The organism is Dyella sp. C11 (genome assembly GCF_003121485.1).
In the GTDB taxonomy this organism is placed as follows: domain Bacteria; phylum Pseudomonadota; class Gammaproteobacteria; order Xanthomonadales; family Rhodanobacteraceae; genus Dyella.
In genome coordinates, this window is sequence record NZ_QAVX01000009.1 from 143,355 (window position 1) to 167,605 (window position 24,251).

Below are 24,251 nucleotides of genomic sequence, written 5' to 3' on the forward strand. Positions count from 1 at the left end.
GTGTCGCAGGTGGTGTCGCGCACAGGGTGCGCTCCCACATCCAAGCGGGCCTGAGCGCCCATTCGTAGCGCTGCCGCCAGCCTGATCGCCGCGTCACCCTTGTAGGAGCGCACTTGTGCGCGACCGCGCCGTTGCTGCGTGCGGAGGGATGAGGTCGTGCGGTCGCGCACAAGTGCGCTCCTACAGGGGCACGCGAAGCTTGCTTGTGATCGTGTCGCAGGTGGTGTCATGCACAGGATGCGCCCCCACACGCAAGCACGGAGCCAAGCGTTTAGCGACAGGCGTCGATGGCCTGCGACAGGCGCTCCACTGCAACGACCTCCATGTCGCCGACCTTCGGCTTCTTGGGTGCGTTGGCGCGCGGCACGATGGCCTTCTGGAAGCCGTGGTGAGCGGCCTCCTTCAGGCGTTCCTCGCCATTGGGCACCGGCCGTATTTCACCCGACAAACCCACCTCGCCGAACGCGATGGTCTTCTCCGGCAACGGTCGGTCACGCAATGACGAAAGCACCGCCAGCAACACCGGCAAGTCAGCCGCCGTTTCCTGCACGCGAATGCCGCCGACCACGTTGACGAACACGTCCTGATCGTAGGCCGCCACGCCGCCGTGACGGTGCAGCACGGCAAGCAGCATCGCCAGGCGGTTCTGTTCCAGGCCCAGCGCCACGCGGCGCGGATTACCCAGCGACGATTGATCGACCAGCGCCTGCACTTCAACAAGCAACGGGCGCGTGCCTTCACGCGTCACCATCACAGCGCTTCCCGACGTCGGTCCGCTATGCGCAGACAGGAAAATTGCCGACGGGTTGGGTACTTCGCGCAGCCCCTTTTCCGACATCGCGAAAACGCCGAGTTCGTTCACGGCGCCGAAGCGGTTCTTGAAGGCACGCAACACACGGAAACGGCTGCCTGATTCGCCTTCGAAGTACAGCACCGCATCCACCATGTGCTCCAGCACGCGCGGGCCGGCAATGCCGCCCTCCTTCGTCACGTGGCCAACCAGGAACACCGAGGTTCCCGTTTCCTTGGCGAAGCGCGTGAGCTTGGCGGCCGATTCGCGCACCTGGCTTACCGAGCCCGGCGCCGCGGTGAGCAGTTCGGTCCAGATGGTCTGGATGGAATCGATGACCAGCACGCGCGGCCGACTGCTGAGCGCCTGTTCGATGATGCGTTCGATGCAGGTTTCCGCCAGCGCATGCAACGGCGCCAGCGGCAAGTCCAGGCGCTGCGCACGCGAAGCGACCTGCGCGAGCGATTCTTCGCCGGTGACGTAGACACTGGGTATCTGCGTACCCAGCGTGCCCAGCATCTGCAACAGCAGCGTCGACTTGCCGATGCCGGGATCGCCACCGATCAGCACCACCGAGCCATCGACCAGACCGCCACCCAGGACGCGATCCAGCTCGCCAATGCCGGTGAGCGTGCGCGTCTCCGCATTCAGCGCCACCGCCGTCAGCGGGGTGACCTTGGGCGAACCTGCGGCTGCACCGGCGTAGCCGGATGTGCTGCGCGCCGCGCCGGCCGATTTCACGGCGGGCTGCACCACGATTTCGCTCAGCGTGTTCCACGCGCCGCAATCCACGCACTGGCCTTGCCACTTGGAATGCTCGGCACCGCAATCGGTGCAGACGTACGCGGTCTTGGCCTTGGCCATGCGTGGATTTCCGGAAAGAGAAACGATCGGGGAAGCTTAGCCGGCCGTCGTCGCAGCCGGCGAGATGCCAACGGACATCAGGCGTCGTCTTCCACGAACAATACGCGCCGGGTCATGCCGCAAGTGAGGTCATAGGAAATGGTGCCCGCCTGCGCGGCGATGACTTCCACCGGCAGCTCCGGCCCCCACAACGTGACACGGTCGCCGACTTTCGCATGGGGCGCCTGACGCAGATCGAGCGTGATCAGGTCCATCGAAACGCGGCCGATCAAGGGCACTTCCTTGTCCCCCACCAGCACCGGCGTACCTGCCACGGCGCTGCGTGGGTAGCCATCGCCATAGCCCACCGCTGCCACGCCGACGGACATGTCTTCCGGGCACGTCCATGTACCGTTGTAGCCGATGCGTTCGCCCTTGCCGATGCGATTGATGGCAATCAGGCGCGTGCTCAGCGTCATCGCGGGACGAAAGCCGAAATCCGCACCCGTCTTGCCATCAACCACCGAAAGTCCGTACAGCAGGCCGCCGGTGCGAACCCAGTCGCCGCGCGCGTCTTCCCAGCCCAGCACGGCTGCGGAATTGGACAACGAACGCGGACCACTCAGGCCACGCGTTGCTTCGGCAAAACGTGCGATCTGCGCCGGCGTTTCCGTGCCATCGAAGACTTCCGATTCGGCGAAGTGCGTCAGCAGGCCGATCTCCGGATCGATGCCCGGCATGGATGCCAGCTGCGCATGGACGAAGGCAACCGCTTCCGGCGCGAAGCCGAGGCGATGCATGCCGCTATCCACCTTCAGCCATACACGCAGGAGACCGCGCGATGGCGACGCTTCCTTCAGCCAGTGCAACTGTTCTTCGTGGTGAATGGCCGCGTCCAGGTTGAGCCGCTGCATTTCCGCGATGTCGCTGGCGCGATCGGGGCCCGACAACACCACGATGCGCTGGCGATGCCCTGCTGCGCGAAGGCGCAAGCCGTCGCCAAGCGCGGCCACGGCGAAGGCATCGGCCTCGCCATCCAGCGCACGCGCCACACGTTCCAATCCATGCCCGTAGGCATCAGCCTTGACCACCGCCATGACCTTGGCGGGTGCGGCCATCTGCTTGATGCGGGCGAGGTTGTGGCGCAAAGCGCCCAGGTGGATGGTGGCGACAGTCGTGCGGCTCATGCTTCGCTGGCGCCCTATGGGCGCGGTGAGGGCCATGAAAAAGACGGGCCGGATGGCCACGGACAGGACTGGAAGCTTACCAGTCTTGTCCAAGACCATCCGGCCCATGACGTGCCCAACCTAACGTTCCGGTCCGGCACTCCCGGGGCGCCCCCGTGGCATTCCCCGGGCAACGGCTACCCTCACCAGTAGCCTCACCCAACTCAATGGTTGTCGCGCGAGTTGCAACGATCGATGGCGACGCTCCGTGCCCTGTCGTACTCATGCTGGGTCATGGCGCCGGAGGCGAGCGCGTTCTGCAGGTCCGTCATCTGCTTGCCGCAGGTGTCGTTGTTCTGCACGACACGAGTGGTACTGCCGCAACCGGCAAGCGCCAGACAGGCGGCGATCAACGACGCAGAGAGCATGGTCTTCATGGCGGCTCCCTTATAGAACGCCCAGTACCAGCAACACGATCAGGATGATGAGGATCAGGCCCAGACCGCCGCTGGGGCCATAACCCCACGCGCGACTGTACGGCCAGGTCGGCAGTGCGCCGAGCAGCAACAACACGATGATGAGCAGAAGGATCAGCGACATGGTCGTGCCTCGTCCGGGAAACCGGTGACGAGGTTGCGCCGCGACATGTGAATCCCACACGGGATTCATGTGCACTTTGCGCATAGAAAGGGAGCGGTACAGGTGCCGTTCCTTTAACGAAACGGTACCTGTACGCGTGCCTGCCGCTTACTCGAAGGCGCCGACGAAGGAGTCCGGAGCGTAATTCTCGAACTTGGTGTAATGGCCGAGGAAGGTCAGCTTCACCGTGTCGGTCGGGCCGTTACGCTGCTTGCCGATGATGATTTCGGCCAGGCCCTTATCGGGTGATTCCTTGTTGTAGTACTCGTCGCGGTAGATGAACATGATCACGTCCGCGTCCTGCTCGATAGCGCCCGATTCGCGAAGATCGGACATCATCGGGCGCTTGTCGGCGCGCTGTTCCAGCGAGCGGTTCAACTGCGACAGTGCGATCACCGGGCAGTTGAGTTCCTTGGCCAGGCCCTTCAGCGAGCGCGAGATTTCCGAGATTTCGGTTGCGCGGTTTTCCTTCATGCCCGGCACCTGCATCAGCTGCAGGTAGTCGATGACGATGAGGCCAAGGCCACCGTGTTCGCGATGCAGTCGGCGCGCACGCGAACGCATCTCCACCGGCGACAGGCCCGGCGTGTCATCGATGAAGATCTTCGCTTCGGACAGCAACGCGATGGCGTTGGTAACGCGCGGCCAGTCTTCTTCGGCAAGATCACCGTTGCGCAGGTGCTGCGCGTGAATGCGCCCCACCGAGGAAATCATACGGAAGGCCAACTGCGAGGCCGACATTTCCATCGAGAAGATGGCCACGGCCTTCTTGCCACGCATGGCCACGGCTTCGGCCATGTTCACCGAGAACGCCGTCTTGCCCATCGAAGGACGCGCCGCGACGATGATCAAGTCGGACGGCTGCAGACCCGAGGTGAGTTCATCCAGGTCGGAAAAGCCCGTGGACACACCGGTGAGCTGCCCCTTGTTCTCGAAGCGTTCGGAAAGAATGCGGAACGCATCCTTCACCGCCTCGCGCATGGACACCGTGTCTTTCTTGCCGCGCGCACCCGACTCGGCGATCTTGAACACCGCCTGCTCGGCGCGCTCAAGCACTTCCTGCACGCTCTTGCCTTCAGGCTGGTAGCCGTCTTCGGTAATGCCCGTGCCCGCGTCGATCAACTGACGCAGCACGGATTTTTCGCGAACGATCTCCGCGTAGGCCGCAATGTTCGCCGCGCTCGGCGTGGTGTTCGCCAGCTCGATCAGGTACGACGCACCGCCCACCATCTCGGCCAGGCCATTGGCCTCGAACCAGTCGCCCAGCGTCACCGCATCACACGGCATGCCCTTGGCAGCCAGCTCGGTGATGGCGCGCCAGATCAGGCGATGGTCTTTCCGATAGAAGTCCTGCTCGCTCAGGCGATCGGCCACCTTGTCCATCGAATCCGGGGACAACATGAGGCCACCCAGCACGGCCTGTTCCGCGTCGATCGAGTTCGGCGGCACGCGCAGCGCGTCGATGCTCGGCGTCGGCCTGCGCTCACGGTCGGGGCGGCGACGGCGCCCAGGTTCGTCGTCGCGGTCGGAAACGAAAGACATCACGGTTCCTCGGAGCGAACCGACGGCGATCCGTCGGCAGCATGGCAATGAGCACAGAGCATACGCGGCGCCATCTCAGGCTTCGAGACAATAACTCTGTGGAAAAGCTGTGGTTATCTGTGGATAAGGCGGTGAACAACGGTCACCGATCATCCAAAAACAAACGGGCGCCCGGAGGCGCCCGTCTGGGTATTGCAGCGACGGATCAGCTTACTTTTCGCCGACCACGATCACCTTGACCTGGGTCTGCACGTCAGCGTGCAGCGCGATCACGGCTTCGAATTCGCCGGTGTGGCGGATCGGGCCTTCGCCCTGGATCACTTCGCCCTTGTGGACGTCATGACCGGCGGCCTCGAGGGCCTCGGCGATTTCGCGCGGACCGACCGAGCCGTACAGCTTGCCTTCCGGCGAAGCATTGGCGGTGATGGTCACGGTGACGCCTTCCAGCTTGGCCTTGCGGCCTTCAGCGCCGGACAGCTGCGAGGCAGCCTTGGCTTCGTACTCGGCGCGGCGCTTCTCGAAAGCTTCGAGGTTGGCAGCGTTGACCGGCACGGCCTTGCCCTGCGGCAGGAGGAAGTTACGGCCGTAACCCGGCTTGACCTTGACCTTGTCGCCCAGGTTGCCGAGGTTGCGGACTTTTTCGAGAAGAATCAGTTCCATGGTGGTTCCTTTTCGTTAGCACCGGATGGGCCCGGCGCAGCCGTGGACGGTTGTCCGAAGGTTTTGCGTTTACAGCTTCCCCTCCCCGGAGGGGAGAGGAAGATGACGACCGCGACTTAGACGTCGTGGTTGTCGGTGTACGGCAGCAGGGCCAGGAAGCGAGCGCGCTTGATGGCGGTCGCCAGCTGACGCTGGTAGCGAGCCTTGGTGCCGGTGATGCGCGACGGAACGATCTTGCCGTTCTCGGTCACGTACTGGCGCAGGGTGTTGAGATCCTTGTAGTCGATCTCTTTGACTTTTTCGGCCGTGAAGCGGCAGAACTTGCGGCGGCGGAAGAACTTGGACATGGCTGGGCTCCTGATCAGTCGTCGCTGTCGCGATCGTTGTCGCGGTCGTCACGGTCGCGGCGACCCGGACGGTCGTCACCTTCGCTGTCGTCATCGCGGCGACGCGAGGACTTGGCGTCATCCTTTTCCTTGGACTTCAGGATGAAGGACTGCTCGGTGTCAGCCTCGTCACGCTTGATGACCAGGTGGCGCAGCACGGCGTCGTTGAAGCGGAAGCCCGACTCGAGTTCGTTCAGCGCGTTCTGGCTGACTTCGATGTTGAGCATGACGTAGTGAGCCTTGGCCAGGTTCACGATGGGGTAAGCCAGCTGGCGGCGGCCCCAATCTTCCAGGCGGTGGATCTTGCCGCCGTCGGTTTCGATCAGCGCCTTGTAGCGCTCGATCATGGCCGGCACTTGCTCGCTCTGGTCAGGGTGGACCAGGAACACGACTTCGTAATGTCGCAGGGACATCGTGTGGTAACTCCTTGTGGATGCGGCCTTTTCGGGCCTGGCAGCCTCCCGCACTTTGCGGTGAGGCAAGGTTCCATCCAGGCCTTTACGGCGTGGACAGAAGCGGAAGTGTAAGGGAATTCAGGGGTTTGAGGCAAGACGGTGACAGCGGATTCGGAAACCAAAGGCTTCCTGATAACCCCAGATCCTCCAAGGGCTCGCCTGATTCATCACCGTCATTCCCGCGAAGGCGGGAATCCAGCGTCTTTGGTCAGGGCTGGCAGAACGGCAAAAAGTCACTGGATGACCGGCCCTTCGACCGTTAAAACGCGCCTCCCGCTTCCGCGGGAATGACGACGAAGAAAGATGGCCGCTTTCGGGCTGCCCTGGACCGATTCTCAGCCGACCGTGAAACTCTCGCCGCAACCGCACTCGCCCGTGGCGTTGGGGTTGTGGAACACGAAGCTGGCGTTGAGGCCCTGGCGCTGGAAGTCGATCACGGTGCCGTCGATCAGCGGCAGGCTCTTGCCGTCGACAATGAGCTTGACGCCATCCACATCGATGGTTTCATCGCCCTCGCCCACCGTGTGGGCCATGTCCACCACGTAGCCGAAGCCGGAGCAGCCGGTCTTCTTGACGCCAAAGCGCACGCCCGCGGCACCGGGGGCCCCGGCAAGGAAGGTACGCATGCGTTCGCTGGCAGCGGGAGTGATCGTGATGGTCATGAATGCAACTACGGGGATTTGAGACTGTCCGAAATGGGACGCGAAGGGTCGAACCTGAACGACTCGTAGATTATCATGCGAGGTTCGTCTTACGTGCCGATATGCGGCACCCAGCAGGAGTTTCAATCCATGGCGGTGGTTAGCGTCAAGCAGGCTCTTTCCGGTTCTATCGATGCCGGCAGTACCGTGACCGTGCGCGGCTGGGTTCGCACCCGGCGCGATTCCAAGGCGGGCCTGTCGTTCGTCAACGTCAGTGATGGCTCCTGCTTCGACCCGATCCAGGCCGTGGTCACCAGCGATGTCGCGAATTACGAAAGCGAGGTGAAGCACCTCACTGCCGGCGCGGGCGTGATCGTCACCGGCACGCTGGTCGCATCGCAGGGCAAGGGCCAGAGCTTCGAGATCCAGGCGACGGATGTCATCGTCACCGGTTTCGTGGACGATCCGGAAACCTACCCCATCCAGCCCAAGCAGCACTCGATGGAGTTCCTGCGCGAAGTGGCGCACCTGCGCCCGCGCACCAACCTGTTCGGCGCCGTGACGCGCGTGCGCCACACCATGATGATGGCGATCCATCGCTGGCTCACGGAGCAGGGCTTCTTCTGGATCAACACGCCCATCATCACCACGTCCGATGCCGAAGGCGCGGGCGACATGTTCCGCCTGTCCACGCTGGACCTGGCCAACCTGCCGCGCACGCCGGATGGCAAGATCGATTTCCGCAAGGATTTCTTCGGCCGCGAGGCGTTCCTCACCGTGTCCGGCCAGCTCAACGTCGAGGCCTACTGCCTGGCGATGAGCAAGGTGTACACCTTCGGCCCCACGTTCCGCGCGGAGAACTCCAACACGCCGCGCCACCTGGCCGAGTTCTGGATGGTGGAGCCGGAAATCGCCTTCGCCGACCTCAACGCCAACGCCGATTGCGCGGAAGGTTTCCTCAAGGCCATCTTCAAGGCCGTGCTGGATGAGCGCCCGGACGACATGGCGTTCTTCGCCGAACGCGTGCAGCCCGATGCCATCACGCGCCTGGAAAACTTCATTGCGCAGCCGTTCGAGCGCATCGACTACACCGAGGCCGTCGACATTCTCAAGAAGTCGGGCCAGAAGTTCGAGTTCCCGGTGGCCTGGGGCATCGACCTGCAGACCGAGCATGAGCGTTACCTGGCCGAGAAGCACGTCGGCCGTCCGGTGGTGGTGATGAACTATCCCGAGCAGATCAAGGCCTTCTACATGCGCCTGAACGACGACGGCAAGACCGTCGCCGCGATGGACGTGCTGGCCCCGGGCATCGGCGAGATCATCGGCGGTGCGCAGCGCGAAGAGCGCCTCGACTACCTCGACCGCCGCATGCAGCAGTTCGGCCTCGATCCCGCCACATACGGTTGGTACCGTGACCTGCGCCGTTACGGCACCGTGCCGCATGCAGGCTTCGGCCTGGGCTTCGAGCGTTTGCTCGTGTACGTGTGCGGCCTGTCCAACATCCGCGATGCCATTCCCTTCCCGCGTGCCGCGGGGCTCGCCGAATTCTGAGTCAATCCATGCGCTATCGACTGATCACCGCCACTGCCCTTCTCGTGTCCGCCTTGCTGGCGGGCGGCTGCAGCATGAAATCGCTCGTGCCGCCCAACCTGCGCGCACCCGAGAACGCCAGCGCCAGTCTTGATCAGGCGAAGCAGGCCTTGCAGCAGGCCACGCCCTGCTGCACGACCTTCGCGGACTTTTCCTTCCAGAACGCACTGCCCTGGCAGCCGAAGAAATTCCAGCTGGGCCCCGGCAGCATGGTGGCCAACCTCAACGGTGACCGCAGCTACTTCCTGAGCTTCAGCCTTCCGCGCGAATCGCAGGTGCCGTATCGGGTGGCCGTGAAGTCGGAATTGAACGGCCGCTGGTTGCGCGCGAGCTACCTGTTCGCGCCCACCGTGGTGGTACTGGACGACGCGTTCCAGCCCATCGACAGCAAGGACCTCAGCCTGTGCGAGCACATGGGCTGGACCGATGAAGTCAGCGGCGCCTTCGGCAGCGTGGACATCACGGACAACCGCGCGCGTTACCTGGTGCTCTACAGCTCGGCCAAGCAGCAGGCGGGCAACACCTATTGGGAACAGTCGCCGGCGGCTTTCTCGGCGGAAGCCCCGGTAAAAATGGCTGCAGCCGGCACCTTCAAGGTTCCCCACGGCCCGGACGGCACGGTGTGGATCGGCATGATGGACAAGCCCTTCCAGGACGCGGTGAACAACGCGATCTGCGCCAAGCCCGAACAGGGCAATGGCGTGCTCAGCACCCTGCGTGATGCGATCCCGATCCCGGGCATCGGCACCGACAAAACGGACGCCGCCAAGCCGGCGACGACACCCACGACCACCAACAGCAACGGCACCACTCCGACGACGGGCGACTCGGCCAAGAGCTGAGCGACGTCGCGGGGAAGCCAGCAACCACGGGCACGGCATGATCCAGCTTTATCTTTCGCTTCTACTGGCCGGTGTTGCCTGCTTCCTGCTGCACTTTGGTGCGCAGTACCGTATTGCCTCGCTGTTGCGCCATCGGCATCCGAACGAATGGAAGATCATCTCCGAAAGTGATGGTCAGCCCACCAACGCGGTGCGCACCTGGATGCGCCTGCAGCTCGCGCTGCGTTCGCCGGTGTTGCCCGCACTGGAAGATCAATCCGTCACGCGCTGGCGCATGGCCTGGCGTTACAGCCTGTGGGTGGCGTGGCTGTGCTGGTTCGGAGCATTGGGCGTGCAGTACAGCGCCCGCTAATCGCTGGCCTTTCAAGGGAGCCAACCATGCAGCTGGACCTGAGTGGACGTCACGCACTGGTGTGCGGTGCATCGCAAGGCATCGGGCGCGCCAGCGCCATCGAGCTGGCCGAACTGGGCGCAAGCGTCACCCTGCTCTCGCGTTCGGCGGATGCGTTGAAAACCGTCGCCGAATCGCTGCCTCGCAAGCACGGCCAGCAACATCGCTGGTTTGCCGTGGACATGGCGCAAACCGATGCGTTGCGTGACGCCCTGGCCGACATCGTGGCCAATCATCCCGTCGAGATCCTGATCAACAACACCGGTGGCCCGCCCGGCGGCCCCGCGCATACCGCGACCACCGACGCCTTCGAGACGGCATTCCGCCAGCACCTGCTGGCCGGCCAGACGCTGGTGCAGGCCTTGCTGCCCGGTATGCGCGCCAGTGGTTACGGCCGCATCGTCAATGTCATCTCTACATCGGTGAAAGAACCCCTCGCGGGCCTTGGCGTCTCCAACACCGTGCGCGCTGCGGTGGCAAGCTGGGCGAAGACGCTGTCGAGCGAGCTTGCCGCCGATGGCATCACCGTCAACAACGTGTTGCCCGGTTACACCCGCACGGCGCGTCTGGACGGCATCCTGGCGGCCCAAGTCCGCAGCAGTGGCCGCAGCGAAGAAGAAGTGACCCAGGGCATGTTGTCCACGGTGCCTGCACGTCGCTTTGGCGAGGCATCGGAAGTGGCAGCCGTGGTGGCTTTCCTGTGCACGCCGGCCGCGGCGTACGTCAACGGCGTGAGCATTGCCGTCGACGGTGGGCGCACTCGCTCCTTGAGCTGAAACCCCGTTTTGTAGGAGCGCACTTGTGCGCGACCGGTGTTGCGTTGCCCGGTCGCGCACAAGTGCGCTCCTACAGGTGATCCCCTTCGCGCGGGGCATACGCCCGCGTCCGGTGCATTTGACGGCTTCTGGTCTTAAGCTTGCGCAGATGCCTACCCTGCGCCTCGCCAACCTGATCGACGGTCGCCTGCAGGCGCCGCGGCACGATCGCTGGCTGGACGTGTACGAACCGGCCACGGGCCAGGTTTTCGCACACTGTCCCGACTCCACGTCCGACGATGTTGCCGATGCCGTCGCCGCTGCGAAACGGGCCGCTCCGGCATGGGCCACGACATCCACCGAGCAGCGCGCCGCCCTGCTGCACAGGCTCGCGGATCTCGTCCAGGCGCGCATGGACGAATTCGTCGCCCTGGAATCGAGGGACAGCGGCAAGCCGCTGACGCAGGCGCGCAACCTGGATATTCCGCGCGCCGTTTCCAATCTCCGTTTTTTCGCCGCCGCCATCATGGGATGGAGCAGCGAGTCGCACGCCATGGAAACCGGCGCCATCAACTACACGTTGCGCCAGCCGCTGGGCGTGGTGGGTTGCATCAGTCCGTGGAACCTCCCGCTTTATCTCTTCACATGGAAGGTCGCGCCGGCACTGGCTGCGGGCAACACGGTGGTGGCCAAGCCTTCAGAGATCACCCCATGCACGGCGGCCCTGCTCGGCGAGCTGAGCATCGAGGCAGGCTTTCCTGCCGGCGTCTTCAACATCGTGCAGGGTCGCGGTCCGACGGTCGGCCAGGCCATCGTCGAGCACACGATGGTCAAGGCGGTGTCCTTTACCGGCAGCACGCGCACCGGCGCACAGATTGCCGCCGTCGCCGCCCCGCAGTTCAAGAAGGTGTCGCTGGAACTGGGCGGCAAGAATCCCGCCATCGTGTTCGAAGACGCGGACCTGAGTGACGCCAACCTCGACACCATCGTGCGCTCGGGCTTTGCCAACCAGGGCGAGATCTGCCTGTGCGGCTCACGACTTCTGGTGCAGCGCTCCATCTACGATGCTTTCCGCGATCGTTATCTCGCACGCGTAAAGGCCTTGCGCGTAGGCGACCCGAACGACGCCGGCAGCGACCTTGGCGCGTTGGTGTCGCGCGAACACTTCGACAAGGTGATGGGTTGCATCGCCACGGCGCGCCACGAAGGTGGCCGCATTCTGTGTGGTGGCGAATCGGTCTCGCTGGAAGGTCGCTGCGCTGATGGCTGGTTCATCGCGCCGACGGTCATCGAGGGACTGGCCGCCGATGCCGCCACCAACCAGCAGGAAATTTTCGGGCCGGTGGTGACGCTGGTTCCCTTCGACGACGAAGCGGAAGCGCTCGCCATCGCCAACGGCACAGGCTACGGATTGGCCGCCTCGGTGTGGACGCGCGACCTGTCGCGCGCACATCGCTTTGCCGCTCAACTGGATTTCGGCATCGTGTGGACCAACTGCTGGCTGTTGCGCGATCTGCGCACGCCCTTTGGCGGCACGAAGCAATCAGGCCTTGGTCGCGAAGGTGGCGTGGAAGCGCTTCGCTTCTTCACCGAGCCGAAGAACGTCTGCATTCGTTATTGAGGTTACGCCCATGAAAAGTCCCCTGCAGAACCTGCTCGACAGCAATCGCGTGTGGTCCGCCGACATGGTGGCCCGCGATCCCCAGTTCTTCGATCGCCTCTCGCAGCAGCAGGCACCCAAGTACCTGTGGATTGGCTGCTCGGACTCGCGCGTGCCGGCCACGCAGATCGTGGACCTGCCGCCAGGCGAGATCTTCGTACAGCGCAACGTCGCCAACGTGGTGTCGCACACCGACCTCAACTGCCTCAGCACCATCCAGTTCGCGGTCGACATCCTGAAGGTGGAGCACATCATCGTGGTCGGCCACTACGGCTGCGGTGGCGTGCAGGCCGTGCTCGACGATCGTCGCATGGGCCTGGTCGACAACTGGCTGCGCCATGTGGCCGACGTCGCCACCAAGCATCGCCAGCTGCTCACCTCCATCGACCTGATGAACCTGCGCAACGCACGCCTGTGCGAGCTCAATGCCATGGAACAGGTGGTCAACGTATGCCACACCACCATGGTGATGGACGCCTGGGAACGCGGCCAGAAGTTGTCCGTGCACGCCTGGTGCTACAGCCTGTTTGATGGTCACGTGAATGACCTGGGCATGCACGTGAATTCGCGCGAAGACCTGATGCCCGCCTACGAACACGCCCTGCAGCGCCTGGGCACCATTCCCGAATTCAACCGATGAGCGACGTCGTCCGCACCGAGCAGGCACCGGCGCCAGTGGGCGCATACCCGCATGCGCGTCGCGTGGGCGACCTGCTGTTTCTGTCCGGTGTCGGCCCACGCACGCCGGGCACGAATGCCATTCCCGGCAACGTGCATGACGATGGCGGCAAACTCGTCGCCTACGATATCGAGGCGCAGTGTCGGCAGGTGTTTGCCAATGTGCGTGCCGTGCTTGAAGCGAGCGGCGCGCAGTGGACCGACCTGGTGGACGTCACGGTGTATCTCACCGACATGGCGCGCGACTTTGCCGCTTACAACAAGCTCTACGCGGAATATTTCGCGGGCGTGGATGCGTGCCGTACCACGCTGGGCATCACCGCCCTGCCGACGCCCATTGCCATCGAACTGAAGTGCATCGCCGCGATCAAGCACTGACGACGCATGTTGCTCCAGGCACAAAAAAAGCCCCGGCGCGCAAACGCCGGGGCTTTTCGTTGATCACGCGCAGTGACTGGCTTCGGTCTGCGGCAGCGTGGACTTGGCCGTACGCTTGGCGGACTTGCTGCCCTTGGGCTTGGGCTGGCCGTTGTTGCTGGCGTTCTTGTTCTTCTTGTGATGCTTGGAAGACGAGCTGGCCGGTGCTGGCGTAGCTGCCGCCGGCTTGTTCGCAGCCGCCGCAGGAGTCGCGGGAGCAGCCGCCTGCGGGGCCGCATCCTGGGCCAGCAGGGAACCGGAAAGAGCCATACCCGCTACGAGCAGGGAAGCAATCGCGAACTTGCGCATCATGTGAGCCTCGACGTAATGAAATCTGTTTCGTGCCACGGACCCGGCCGGAACCCGGCGACGCGAGTGGCGCGGCGGCGCAAACATCGCACGTTTCCACAGGCATCGGAACCGGCGTGTTCACGCAGCCAGGAGAGATTTCCCCGCCGCGCATATTGACTTTGCAAGACCCTAACGCCGCTCGAAGTTTTTTGCGCTCACGCCACGCACAACGCGAGCATGCGCGCGATGGTGTCCTGCACCTGCGTGGCGCGATCTTCGGCATACGCGAAGCTGTCTTCGTCCATGTAATTCACTTGCGAGAGCTCAAGCTGCACGGCCTGCACACCCGTCTCGGGGTTGCCGTAATGGCGCGTGATATAGCCGCCCTTGAAACGGCCATTGACCACGAAGCTGTAGCGCGACTGCGCTTCCAGCACGTCTTTCAGCTTCTGCTGCAACGACGCCGAACAACTGGCGCCATCGGCCGTGCCAAGGTTGAAATCCGGCAGCTGCCCGTCGAACAGCATGGGCACCCGGCTTCGAATGGAATGGCCGTCCCACAGCACGACACGGCCGTGTTCGGCGCGCAGGCGTTCAAGTTCTTGCGACAGTGCATCGTGGTACGGACGCCAGTAGGCATTTACCCGACGTTGCATTTCTTCGGACGTCGGTTCAGCCCCATCGACGTAGAGCGGCTCGCCGTTGAAACCGATCGTGGAAACCAGTCCCGTTTCCCGCTTGCCCGGATACAACGCATGTCCGTCGGCAGGACGATTGAGGTCGACCACATACCGTGATGCCTGCGGGCGAATGATGCTGGCACCCAGCGCTTTCGCCAGTGGCTCGTAAAGGCGGCCTACATGCCAGTCGGTATCGACGGAGCGCTGCGCATCGGGATGCATGCGCGCGGCGATATCGGCGGGAATGTGGCTGCCGTCGTGCGGCAGGCTGATCAGCAGCGGCGCAGTGCCGCGATGCAACGTGTAGGTGGCGGTCATTCGGTGAGTTTACCGCGGGTCACAACAGCACGCCCTGAGACATTCAATTCACCAGCACCAGTTCTTCCGCCGAACTGGGGTGAATGGCGATGGTGGCTTCCATGTCACGTTTGCGCAGGCCCATTTTCAGCGCAACCGCAAAGCCCTGCAGCATTTCGTCGGCGGATGCCCCCAGTACGTGGATGCCCACCACGCGCTCGTCCTTGCCTTCGCAGACGAGCTTCATGAGGGTGGGATGCTTGTGCCCCGCCACGGCCCACTGCAACGGCGTGAAGTAGGCGCGATAAATGGTGACCTGATCGCCATGGAACTCGCGCGCCTGGGCCTCGGTAAGCCCGACCATGCCCACGGGCGGTTCGGCGAAAACCACGCTGGGAATATTGTCGTAATCAAGGCGGGCATCGGGCTGGTTGCCGAAAAGACGATCAGCCAGCCGCCGCCCCGCGGCCACGGCCACCGGCGTGAGTTCGACGCGTTCGGTCACGTCGCCCACCGCGCAAATGCCGTCGACATTGGTGTTCTGCCAGGCGTCGGTCACCACGTGCCCCCATTCATCCACGTTGACGCCTGCGGCATCCAGATCAAGGCGGTCGCTATTCGGCACCCGGCCGACCGCCCATAGCACCGCGTCGTAAGGGCCGCACGGACCATTAATCTCATCGTCGATCACGATGGATTCGCCCTCGCGATGCAAGCCCGTCACGTCCACCTGGTGCGTGATGGTGATGCCCGCATCCACCATGTGCTTTTCCAGCGCATCCACCAGCTCCGCGTCGAAGCTGGTGAGCATGCGATTGCGCACGTGCAGCGTGACTTCGCTGCCCAGCGCATTGAGCAGGCCGGCGAATTCGATGGCGATGTAGCCACCGCCGATCACCGCGATGCGCTTGGGCAAGGAGCGCAGCGCAAAGATGTCGTCGGACACCATGCCAAGGTCGAAGCCGGGCACCTCCAGTCGGTGAGGACGCCCGCCGGTAGCAATCAAAGTATGTGTCGCGCGCAACTCTTCCCCGCACGACGTCGCGATGGTGTTGGCGGAAACGAAGCGACCGGCTTCGGCATAGACGTGTATGCCCGCCTCCGCAAGGTGTGCCGCATAACGTTCGCGGATGCCGTCGATGTAGCGCTGGCGCAGCTGGCGAAAATGGTCCCAGTCGAGTGGACCGGGCGTGGACGCAAAGCCGTAATCGAGTGCCAGCCGCTGCCCCTGCGCCAGCTGTGCGGCGTACCAGAGTGCCTTCTTTGGCACGCAACCCACGTTCGCGCAGGTGCCCCCGAGCGCTGCGGGCTCCAGCAACGCCACGCGTGCGCCATGACGTGCGGCACGGAACGCGGCCGCCAGGCCGCCCGAGCCACCGCCGAGCACGATCAGATCAAACGTTTCCGCCATGCTGCACTCCTGGTTGCCGTGGCCACCTTACGGGGCCCGGTGAGCACATTCCGTAAAGATCACACGCCAAAGCGCGCAGGTGCGTAAGGCGTCGGATCCAATGATGGCGTTCGCCCATGCAGCATCGACGCCACGAGCTCGCCGGTGGCCGCGGACATGCTGACGCCAAGCATGCCGTGCGCCGTGGCCAGCGTGAGGTTGGAGTAGCGCGAGCTCGGTCCGATCAGCGGCACTTCGTCCACGCTCATGGGCCGCCAGCCCCACCACTCTTCCTTCAGTTCCGGACCTTCCGGGACATGCAGTCCCTGGGCCGCGCCACGCCGCAAGGCATCGAGCCGCGTGCGATTGAGGCCCTCCGCATAACCGGAGAACTCCATGGTGCTGCCCAGGCGGAACCCGCTTTCCCACGTGGTGACGCACACCGCCGCCTCACGCAACACCAGGGCGTGGCGTGGCGCCAACGCGGGCCGCGTATAGGTGAGCGAATACCCTTTGCCTGGCTGCATGGGCAGGCGCAGGCCGAGTTGTCCGGCGATCAATGGCGACCACGCACCCAGCGCCATCACGACGCGGTCAGCACGAAAGACACCACGTGTCGTGCGGACATGATCGATGCGGCCGCCCTGCGTGCCGAACATGTCGATGCGCGCGCCCGATTCGATGACACCACCCATGGCCGTCACGCGCTGCGCGAGTTCGGCCGCGTAGCGATCCGGACGCAGGCGCGCGTCGCCGGGATGAAACAGGCCGCCCGTCACGCCCGGTTTCAACGCAGGCTCACGGGCTTCCACTTCGTCGCCCCGCAGCCGTTGCACGGCGACACCGAGGCGGTCGAGCACCTGGGCATGATGTCGTTCGTCGGCATCGAAAGCCTTGGCGGTGCGGTAGACGTAAAGCTCGCCTTCCTCGCCAAACTCGCAATCGAATTGCTCCTCGCGCACCAGCCCGGCCAGCAACTGTCGCGAGCGTTGCAGGATGGCCGAGCGCGCACGCGCAGCGTGTTCGAAATCACGCCAGTTGCAGTGACGAGCGAAGCCAAACAGCCAACGCAGGCGCGGACCGTCGAAACGGGGATTGAGGTAGAGCGGTGCGTCGGCGCGAAGCATGGAACGCAAGGCCACGCCGAGCATGCCTGGCATGGCCAGGGGCGCGGCGTGACTGGGCGTGATCGTTCCACAATTGCCGTGCGAACTGCCGCAGCCCGGGGTACCCTGCTCAAGAACGCGCACGGTAGCCCCAGACTTCAGCAGGTAGTAAGCACAGGCCAGGCCGATGACGCCGCCGCCGAGAATCAGCACATCACTGCGTGAAGCATCCATCGGACTATTGTAGCGTTGCCATGGCCAGCGCCTAACCCCGAGGGATCAGTGGATGGGAACGTCAGAGGTGATGTCCGGCAGGATGATCGAATGGCGTTCCGCGACAATCTTCGCGGCGTTGCTGGCGTGCGCCGGCACAGCCCATGCGCAGCAGACGCCCGCACCGGCGCAGTCGGCCGCTGCCGAGCGACCGGCCACGGCATCGTCCGCCACGGCCGTGAAGCGCGACCTGTTTACCGAAACAGCCCACCTGAAGAACGACCTGATGCGCTACCTGTACCTGCGCGAGGCGTTGCCGCAACTGACCAGCGACGATCGACTGATCGATCAGCAATTGCTCGCCACGGTGGAGGACGAACTGGGCCTCTACGACGAGGCCATGAACGACTTCCCCTTCGACAACCGCGTGCAGGTGCCGGTGACGCTGCCCTCGGCGGCTGACTGGGTGGCTGCCGATGCCGCAACGGAGATTGCCAGGCTCGCCACCGACCGGCACATCGTGATGATCAACGAGGCGCACCACGATGCGCACACGCGCGAACTGACCCTGGCCCTGCTGCCCAAGTTGCGTGCCGAAGGCTTCACCTATTTCGCCGCCGAAGCCCTGGTAAACAGCGACACCGACCTGATGAAGCGGGGTTACCCCGTCACCAACAGCGGCAGCGAATACCTGCATGAACCGATCTACGGACAGATCATCCGTGAAGCGATCCGCCTGGGCTTCAAGGTGATCGCCTATGAATCGGAAGCGGATGCACTGGCCGATCGCGAAGCAGGCCAGGCGCAGTTGCTCTATCGACAGGTGTTCAAGAACGACCCGAAGGCGAAGCTGTTCATCCATGCCGGCTACGCGCATATCGACAAAGCCATGGGCAACCTGGGCAAGAACATCCGGCCGATGGCGATGCAGCTCAAGCAGCTCACCGGCTTCGATCCCTTGTCGATCGACCAGACCCGATGGCGCGACATCGGCCCGATGCCGAAGAAGGATTTGTACTACCAGCTGGTCACCGCGTTTCCCGTGGACGGTCCGTCCGTGTTGCTAAGCCGGCAGAACGGCAGCGTGTGGGCATCAGATCCCGATCGCCACGACGTGGACGTGATCCTTCCGAAGTCGGGTCACCAGCGTCGTCCTCACTGGCTGGAGCTCGGCGGCGCCCGGCAGTCGCGCGTCATATCCAGCGAAATCTGCCAGCGACAGCTGCCCTGCATGGTCGAGGCGAAATTCGTCGACGAAAGCGACGACGCCATTCCCGCCGATCGCTATGTCTTCCTGGCCGACAACACGATGAATTCCCTGTACCTGTGGCCGGGCGAATACAAAATCCTCAGCTGGGATCGCGGGGGCCGCAAGCTGAGCGCACGCAGGCTCACGGTCGGCAAGCCAGGGCCCTGACTGGGCGGCATTACCTCCAGCACTCACTTAGAACTATCTTCCAACTTATTGATTTGATAACCTCGGCCCCGTCTCAAGCTAAGGGGATACGAGATGCGCCTGACGTTCGCCGGATCTGCCAATCATCGGCTGGCGTACTGGCGCGCGGCACGCCTGGTCTGCCTCGCCTCCGCGGCGCTTCTGCTCGCGGCCTGCGCCAGCAACAGCCGGCGTCCCCAGCCCACCTTCAAGGATTCGCATTCGTCGCTGGCCGACCTGCCGGCCCGTGCGCCCAGCGGCGCCACCGGCACCGCCAATGATGTGCTGTTCCGGGCGATCGCCCTGGTGGGCACGCCCTATCGCTGGGGCGGCAACACGCCGGATGGCGGCTTTGATTGCAGCGGCCTGGTCGACTACATCTACCGCAACGCCGCCGGCCTTGCCCTGCCCCACAGCTCACGCGAGATGTCGCAGATGAGCGGCGAGCGCGTGCGCCAGATGGCTGAACTGATGAGCGGTGACCTGGTGTTCTTCGGCGGCAACGACGGCATCAGCCACGTGGGCGTCTACGTGGGCAAGGGGCGTTTCGTGCACGCGCCGAACAGCGGTGGCACCGTGCGCCTGGACGATATCGACGGCCCCTATTGGCGCGATCATTTCGCCTTCGGCAAGCGCCTGCTCGACTGAGCCGGCTCATTCCCGGCGGCCTCACGAGGCCCGGAAGAACTTCACGCGAGACCTACCTGGCGGCGCTTTAGGCTCCGTCTATCGTCGTGATAGCAAAATTGAATTGTACACAATTTAATTTTGCACTTAGGATTTATCCCATGAAACGGCAACCCACCCCCGACCACCTCCTGCTGGACCAGCAACTGTGCTTCGCACTGTATGCCGCGTCCCGCTCGGTGACCGGTCTGTACCGCCCGCTGCTGGAGCCACTGGGACTCACTTATCCCCAGTATCTGGTGATGCTGGTGCTGTGGGAGCAGGACGGACTCACCGTCCGGGAACTGGGCCAACGTCTTCAGCTCGACTCCGGAACGCTCACTCCACTGCTCAAGCGCCTGCAGACCGCAGGCCTGGTCAGCCGGCAGCGGCGCAAGGAAGACGAGCGAGAAGTGGATATCCGCCTTACCGACGCCGGACTGGCACTACGCGACAAAGCCAGCGGCATTCCCGAATGTCTCGCTCAGTGCATGCAGCTGTCGCTGGATCAGATGCAAACCCTGCGCGATGAACTGAAACGACTCACCCGCCAGATCCAACTTCCCCCAAGCGAGGACTGAACCATGAACATCAGCAAGATTCTCTACACCGCTACCGCCACCGTGCACGGCGGCCGCGAAGGCCACGCCAAGAGCGACGACGGCGTCCTCGACCTGCAGCTGGTCGTGCCGAAGGGCCTGGGTGGCCCGGGCGGCAACGGCAGCAACCCGGAACAGCTTTTCGCAGCCGGTTATGCGGCCTGCTTCGAAGGCGCCGTGCGCTTCGTGGCACGCCAGCAGGGCGTGACACTGAAGGACGCTTCGGTAACGGCGCATGTGGGCATCGGCCCGCGTGAACCCACGGGCTTCGGCATTGCCGTGAAGCTGGAAGTCAACCTGCCGGGTATCGATCGCGCTGTGGCGCAGGTGCTGGTGGATACGGCGCACCGTGACATCTGCCCGTATTCGCATGCGACGCGCGGCAATGTGGATGTGGAGATTTCGCTGGTCTGATTTGGTTTCAGGCTGCGGAAACAACAACGGCACCGCGAGGTGCCGTTGTTGTTTGTAGCGTGGTCATTTTTGTTGTGCCTGCTGGCAAGTTTTCGCCGTTGGCACGTGCGCGCCGTTGCTCCCTCTCCCCTTCGGGGAGAGGGTTGGGGTGAGGGGCGGGTGCTCGCGGGAACGTGTCTCTCCATCACCGTCATCCTCGCGACGACGCTCCTATCCCTCACCGCCATCATCCGATGAGGTCTCTACCTCTCACCGCCGTCATCGCGATGAGGTCTCTATCCCTCACCGTCATTCCCGCGAATGCGGAAGGCGCTTTTCAACGGCCGAAGGGCCGGTCATCCGGTGACTTTGCTTTTGGCTCTATCGCTCGGCTGAAGCGGTGCCGCAACCCGGCTCGCCTGCCGCGGGCTTCCGACCTCCTGCCGGAGGCCGGGTCACTTTCTCTTGCTTGCCCAAGAGAAAGTAACCAAAGAGAAGGGCACCCCCACTTGGCGCTGCCTGGGCTACGCCCAGCCAGTCCGTGAGGGGCGGCCGGGCTTTTCGACCGGGCTCCTGCCCGGGCGAAAAGTGCCTGGCGTCCTGCCAGGCACCCCTGCGGGGCCTGATCGTCCACCCCTCACCGCCGCACAGGGGGCCTAGGATCAAGAGCGGAGGGGACGGCTCGTGCAGCTTTGCTGCACATCGCGCCGTGGGCAGGTCGCTGTGCTCCTGCCTTCAAGAAGAAGCACTTGGAAGGAGAGAGGCTAGATTGGCCCCTCACCCCAACCCTCTCCCCGGCGGGGAGAGGGAGAAGTGCGGTGCATCGCGAAAAACAAGGCTTGGGCGGCAGCGGCTTCCAACCAATGGCCTGCGCCAGACCGACCATCCCAAAAACGAAAAAAGCCGCCCCATCGGAGCGGCTATTCAAGGCTCAACCCCCGCCCAACGGCGAGGGCAACCAGGACACCTTAGTGCGCCTCGGCGCCCGGCGGATGCGCATGACCATGCGCAATCTCTTCCTCGGTGCCATCGCGCACTTCATTGATGGTCACATCGAAGTGCAGCGTCTTGCCCGCCATCGGGTGATTCAGGTCCACGTCCACCGTCGACATGCCCACCTTCTGCACCACCACCACGCGGTGGCCGCCTTCCTTCAGCGCCAGCACCGTGGTCATGCCCGGCTTCAGCTTGCCCGCCTGCTGGAAGTACTTCTTCGGCACGCGCTGCGTCATGCCTTCCTGACGCTCGCCGTAGCCTTCGGTCGGCGCGACTTCAACCTGCAGGTTTTCGCCTGCTTCGTGGTCTTCGAGCGCCTTTTCCAGGCCCGGAATGAGCTGGCCGTGGCCAAGCAGAACCCACAGCGGTTCGTTGCGGTCGAGGGAGCTCTCGACCTTTTCACCGTCCACCGTCAGCGTGTAGTGGAGCGAGATGACCTTGTCCTTGCCAGCCTTCATTGCATGTCTCGTGATGGATCAAACCACTGATTCTAGCAGCCTGCCCGGCTAGTCGCCCGTGCCGGGCCGAGGGGCCCCGAAGCGCACGCCACGGGCCTCCGGCCCCACCCAGGCCAGGAAGGCCAGCAGCACAGCCACTGCGCCGATCCAGACCGACATGGCGAAAGCCAGGTCGCCCCCATGCGAATCGGCAATCCAGTGCTGCGCATTGGCCGTTACCGCGGCCAGCAGGTTGCCGGTCTGGTAGGCAAAACCGGGCAGCGTGCCGCGCATGCCCTCGGGCGCGAGTTCGTTCAGATGCGTGGGCACCACACCCCAGGCGCCCTGCACCATCACCTGGATGAGGAAGGCGCCCAGCGCCAGCGCCGGCAGCGAGCCGCCATACATCCACAAGGGAATCACCGGGATCGCCAGCAGGGCCGCGATGATGATGGCCTTGCGCCGCCCGATGCGCTCGGACAGCGCACCGAAAAACAACCCGCCCACCAGGGCGCCCAGGTTGAGCATGGCCACCAGCATGAAGGCAGCACCCGAGCCCGTCGGCAGGTGCAGGCTTTGCTCTTCGAACGTGTGGTACAGGTCCTGCGAGCCGTGGCTGAACATGTTGAACGCCATCATCAGCACCATCAGGTAGATGGCGAGCTTCCAGTGGCCGCGCATGGACTCAAGCAGGCCCTTCTTTTCCTGCACCGCGCGCTCCTGCTGCCACACCTCCGACTCGGGCACGGTGCGGCGGATGTACAGCACCAGCAACGCCGGAGCCGCGCCCACGATGAACAGGCCACGCCAGCCGATGTGATCGACCAGCAGCCAGTTCACCAGCGCACCGAGGAAGAAGCCGCAGGGGTAGCCGCTCTGCAGCAGCCCCGACACCACGCCGCGCGACTTGGCCGGGATGGATTCCATCGCCAGCGACGCGCCAATGCCCCACTCGCCGCCCATCGCGATGCCGAACAGGAAGCGCAGCACCAGCAGCATGGTGAGCGAGGTGGAAAACGCCGTGGCCAGTTCGAACAGCGAGAACAGGATGACGTCCAGCATCAGTATCGGGCGGCGGCCGTATCGATCCGCCAGGCGTCCAAACAGCAACGCGCCCAGCGGACGCGCCGCCAGCGTGAGGAACAACCCCGTGATGACTTCGCCCGTACCCGCATGAAACTCCTGGGCGACGCCCACGATCACGAACGTGAGCAGGAAGTAGTCGAAGGCATCCAGTGTCCAGCCCAGGAAGCTGGCGAACACGGTATGGCGCTGGGTCGGGGTGAGCTCACGCAGGGGCGCGAAAGGCGACATTGAGCAACTCCATCGTAAGAGCGTGGTCGTGCGCAGCCATCGCATGCGCGCAAGGCGCCAAGCGAACCATCACGGCCGCCGCAGCGCAAGGCCGACCATGGCCGTGGTCGCGCGCGATGGTGGACGCGCGACGTGCTCGCCTTCACATCATGAAGTCATCGAGTGGGCTGACATGTCCGCCATGGATGCCGCCCTCGATCGCATCGCCAACTCGTACGACCACTGGCTGCAGCGCCGCTACGTACAGGGCAAGCTGGCGGCCGATCCTGCGTACGCGGCAACGGCAGCCCTGGTGAAAGAACGCCCCCTGCCCCTGCTGGATATTGGCTGCGGCATCGGACTGCTTGGCCAGTATCTGCACGCGCAAGGCGTCACCACGCGTTATCTCGGCGTGGACAGCGATGCCCGCAAGATCGACACCGGCAATCGCGCGCTGCGGCTCGCGGGGCTCGATGGCGTCCTTCAACTCCGCCATGCCGATGGCATGGCAACCCAGCCCATCCGCGGGCATGTGGTGCTGCTCGATGTGCTGCATTACCTGCCCCGCGAGGGCCAGCGCGCCTTGATCGACAATGCAGTTGCACATCTGGCGCCCGGCGGCCTGCTGGTGATCCGCAATGTCCTTCGCGAGCGAAGCTGGCGTTACGCGCTCACACGGATCTCGGAGTTTTTCCTCAGTGCGAGCGGCTGGATGCGGGTGGGCGCCCAGCACTACCCCAGCGAACTCGAGCTGCGCTCGCAGCTTGAGGCGGCAGGCCTGATCACCACGATCCGGCCGTTGCACGGCAACACGCCGTTCGACAGCTATCTCGTCGTGGCGGAGCGCGGGAAATAAGGCGTTTTTCCGGCTTTCACGGTCTCATTCATATTTCGACAGGCGAGCAGTCGCCATTTGCGCTATACTTTGCGAGTTCGACCTAGCGTCGACCCCTCCCCTTAGATACTGGCAACACGGTTCTTGAAAGCTCCGGGTTGCACT

Annotated in this window: 27 protein-coding genes; 12 read left to right on the forward strand and 15 right to left on the reverse strand. The window is 64.0% G+C overall.

The window, feature by feature from the left end; translation table 11 throughout:
* Nucleotides 1–271: 271 nt before the first annotated feature.
* From radA to DK366_RS10890, 9 genes are all read right to left on the reverse strand, one after another.
* Nucleotides 272–1,654 (reverse strand): DNA repair protein RadA, encoded by a 1,383-nt coding sequence (radA, locus tag DK366_RS10850; RefSeq protein WP_109125571.1) that lies wholly within the window; start codon nt 1,652–1,654, stop codon nt 272–274.
* 77 nt (nt 1,655–1,731) lie between these two features.
* Entirely contained in the window at nt 1,732–2,820 is a 1,089-nt protein-coding gene (gene alr / locus DK366_RS10855; protein WP_109125572.1) for an alanine racemase, read from the reverse strand.
* 203 nt (nt 2,821–3,023) lie between these two features.
* Entirely contained in the window at nt 3,024–3,236 is a 213-nt protein-coding gene (locus DK366_RS10860; protein ID WP_109125573.1) for a hypothetical protein, read from the reverse strand.
* Nucleotides 3,237–3,246: 10 nt separating this feature from the next.
* Entirely contained in the window at nt 3,247–3,399 is a 153-nt protein-coding gene (locus tag DK366_RS10865; protein WP_109125574.1) for a DUF3309 family protein, read from the reverse strand.
* A 147-nt stretch (nt 3,400–3,546) separates the two neighbouring features.
* Nucleotides 3,547–4,980: a replicative DNA helicase gene (locus DK366_RS10870; RefSeq protein ID WP_109125575.1), complete on the reverse strand. Its 1,434-nt coding sequence runs from the start codon at nt 4,978–4,980 to the stop codon at nt 3,547–3,549.
* 210 nt (nt 4,981–5,190) lie between these two features.
* Nucleotides 5,191–5,640: a 50S ribosomal protein L9 gene (gene rplI, locus DK366_RS10875; protein ID WP_109125576.1), complete on the reverse strand. Its 450-nt coding sequence runs from the start codon at nt 5,638–5,640 to the stop codon at nt 5,191–5,193.
* Nucleotides 5,641–5,756: 116 nt separating this feature from the next.
* Nucleotides 5,757–5,987: a 30S ribosomal protein S18 gene (gene rpsR / locus DK366_RS10880; protein WP_017462785.1), complete on the reverse strand. Its 231-nt coding sequence runs from the start codon at nt 5,985–5,987 to the stop codon at nt 5,757–5,759.
* Between the two features lie 14 nt (nt 5,988–6,001).
* Nucleotides 6,002–6,439: a 30S ribosomal protein S6 gene (gene rpsF, locus DK366_RS10885; protein WP_109125577.1), complete on the reverse strand. Its 438-nt coding sequence runs from the start codon at nt 6,437–6,439 to the stop codon at nt 6,002–6,004.
* A gap of 377 nt (nt 6,440–6,816) precedes the next feature.
* Nucleotides 6,817–7,143: an iron-sulfur cluster assembly accessory protein gene (locus DK366_RS10890; protein WP_109125578.1), complete on the reverse strand. Its 327-nt coding sequence runs from the start codon at nt 7,141–7,143 to the stop codon at nt 6,817–6,819.
* A 129-nt stretch (nt 7,144–7,272) separates the two neighbouring features.
* On the opposite strand from DK366_RS10890, the gene asnS reads away from it, so the two are divergent.
* The 7 genes from asnS (at nt 7,273) to DK366_RS10925 (ending at nt 13,416) form a co-directional block, all read left to right on the forward strand.
* Nucleotides 7,273–8,673: an asparagine--tRNA ligase gene (gene asnS, locus DK366_RS10895; protein ID WP_109125579.1), complete on the forward strand. Its 1,401-nt coding sequence runs from the start codon at nt 7,273–7,275 to the stop codon at nt 8,671–8,673.
* Between the two features lie 8 nt (nt 8,674–8,681).
* The gene (locus DK366_RS10900) at nt 8,682–9,554 is read left to right on the forward strand and encodes a MalM family protein (protein WP_109125580.1); all 873 of its coding nucleotides are present in this window, start codon (nt 8,682–8,684) and stop codon (nt 9,552–9,554) included.
* Nucleotides 9,555–9,591: 37 nt separating this feature from the next.
* Nucleotides 9,592–9,906 carry a hypothetical protein gene (locus tag DK366_RS10905; RefSeq protein WP_109125581.1) on the forward strand — a complete coding sequence of 105 codons (315 nt, stop codon included), beginning with the start codon at nt 9,592–9,594 and terminating at the stop codon, nt 9,904–9,906.
* Nucleotides 9,907–9,932: 26 nt separating this feature from the next.
* Nucleotides 9,933–10,721, forward strand: a complete 789-nt coding sequence (locus tag DK366_RS10910) for an SDR family oxidoreductase (protein ID WP_109125582.1) — start codon at nt 9,933–9,935, stop codon at nt 10,719–10,721.
* A gap of 148 nt (nt 10,722–10,869) precedes the next feature.
* Nucleotides 10,870–12,321 (forward strand): aldehyde dehydrogenase, encoded by a 1,452-nt coding sequence (locus DK366_RS10915; protein ID WP_198651509.1) that lies wholly within the window; start codon nt 10,870–10,872, stop codon nt 12,319–12,321.
* Nucleotides 12,322–12,331: 10 nt separating this feature from the next.
* Nucleotides 12,332–13,000: a carbonate dehydratase gene (gene can, locus DK366_RS10920; protein WP_109125583.1), complete on the forward strand. Its 669-nt coding sequence runs from the start codon at nt 12,332–12,334 to the stop codon at nt 12,998–13,000.
* Complete coding sequence (locus tag DK366_RS10925) at nt 12,997–13,416, forward strand: Rid family hydrolase (RefSeq protein ID WP_109125584.1); 420 nt, start codon at nt 12,997–12,999, stop codon at nt 13,414–13,416. The genes can and DK366_RS10925 overlap by 4 nt, the downstream gene beginning before the upstream one ends.
* 63 nt (nt 13,417–13,479) lie before the next feature.
* On the opposite strand, the gene DK366_RS10930 is transcribed toward DK366_RS10925, so the two are convergent.
* The 4 genes from DK366_RS10930 to DK366_RS10945 all read right to left on the reverse strand — a co-directional run bounded on the left by DK366_RS10930 (nt 13,480) and on the right by DK366_RS10945 (nt 17,453).
* On the reverse strand, nt 13,480–13,767 hold the full coding sequence (locus tag DK366_RS10930; protein ID WP_198651510.1) for a hypothetical protein: 288 nt from the start codon (nt 13,765–13,767) through the stop codon (nt 13,480–13,482).
* 194 nt (nt 13,768–13,961) lie between these two features.
* Nucleotides 13,962–14,744: an N-formylglutamate deformylase gene (gene hutG / locus DK366_RS10935; protein ID WP_109125585.1), complete on the reverse strand. Its 783-nt coding sequence runs from the start codon at nt 14,742–14,744 to the stop codon at nt 13,962–13,964.
* A 43-nt stretch (nt 14,745–14,787) separates the two neighbouring features.
* Entirely contained in the window at nt 14,788–16,134 is a 1,347-nt protein-coding gene (gene gorA, locus DK366_RS10940) for a glutathione-disulfide reductase (RefSeq protein ID WP_109125586.1), read from the reverse strand.
* Between the two features lie 59 nt (nt 16,135–16,193).
* Complete coding sequence (locus DK366_RS10945) at nt 16,194–17,453, reverse strand: FAD-dependent oxidoreductase (RefSeq protein WP_109125587.1); 1,260 nt, start codon at nt 17,451–17,453, stop codon at nt 16,194–16,196.
* 52 nt (nt 17,454–17,505) lie between these two features.
* Here DK366_RS10945 and DK366_RS10950 point away from each other — a divergent pair, with 52 nt between their 5' ends.
* From DK366_RS10950 to DK366_RS10965, 4 genes are all read left to right on the forward strand, one after another.
* On the forward strand, nt 17,506–18,849 hold the full coding sequence (locus tag DK366_RS10950; RefSeq protein ID WP_232821004.1) for a hypothetical protein: 1,344 nt from the start codon (nt 17,506–17,508) through the stop codon (nt 18,847–18,849).
* Nucleotides 18,850–18,942: 93 nt separating this feature from the next.
* A complete protein-coding gene (locus tag DK366_RS10955; RefSeq protein WP_109125589.1) occupies nt 18,943–19,515 on the forward strand; it encodes a C40 family peptidase in 573 nt (190 codons plus the stop codon).
* Between the two features lie 140 nt (nt 19,516–19,655).
* The gene (locus DK366_RS10960; RefSeq protein ID WP_109125590.1) at nt 19,656–20,114 is read left to right on the forward strand and encodes a MarR family transcriptional regulator; all 459 of its coding nucleotides are present in this window, start codon (nt 19,656–19,658) and stop codon (nt 20,112–20,114) included.
* 3 nt (nt 20,115–20,117) lie between these two features.
* Complete coding sequence (locus DK366_RS10965; protein WP_109125591.1) at nt 20,118–20,546, forward strand: organic hydroperoxide resistance protein; 429 nt, start codon at nt 20,118–20,120, stop codon at nt 20,544–20,546.
* A gap of 947 nt (nt 20,547–21,493) precedes the next feature.
* Here the strand turns inward: DK366_RS10965 and DK366_RS10970 are convergent.
* The gene (locus tag DK366_RS10970) at nt 21,494–21,979 is read right to left on the reverse strand and encodes a peptidylprolyl isomerase (protein ID WP_109125592.1); all 486 of its coding nucleotides are present in this window, start codon (nt 21,977–21,979) and stop codon (nt 21,494–21,496) included.
* A 48-nt stretch (nt 21,980–22,027) separates the two neighbouring features.
* Nucleotides 22,028–23,272 carry an MFS transporter gene (locus tag DK366_RS10975; protein ID WP_109125593.1) on the reverse strand — a complete coding sequence of 415 codons (1,245 nt, stop codon included), beginning with the start codon at nt 23,270–23,272 and terminating at the stop codon, nt 22,028–22,030.
* 172 nt (nt 23,273–23,444) lie between these two features.
* Between DK366_RS10975 and DK366_RS10980 the strand changes: the two genes are divergently transcribed.
* Entirely contained in the window at nt 23,445–24,107 is a 663-nt protein-coding gene (locus tag DK366_RS10980) for a class I SAM-dependent methyltransferase (protein ID WP_232821005.1), read from the forward strand.
* The last annotated feature ends 144 nt before the right edge of the window (nt 24,108–24,251 follow it).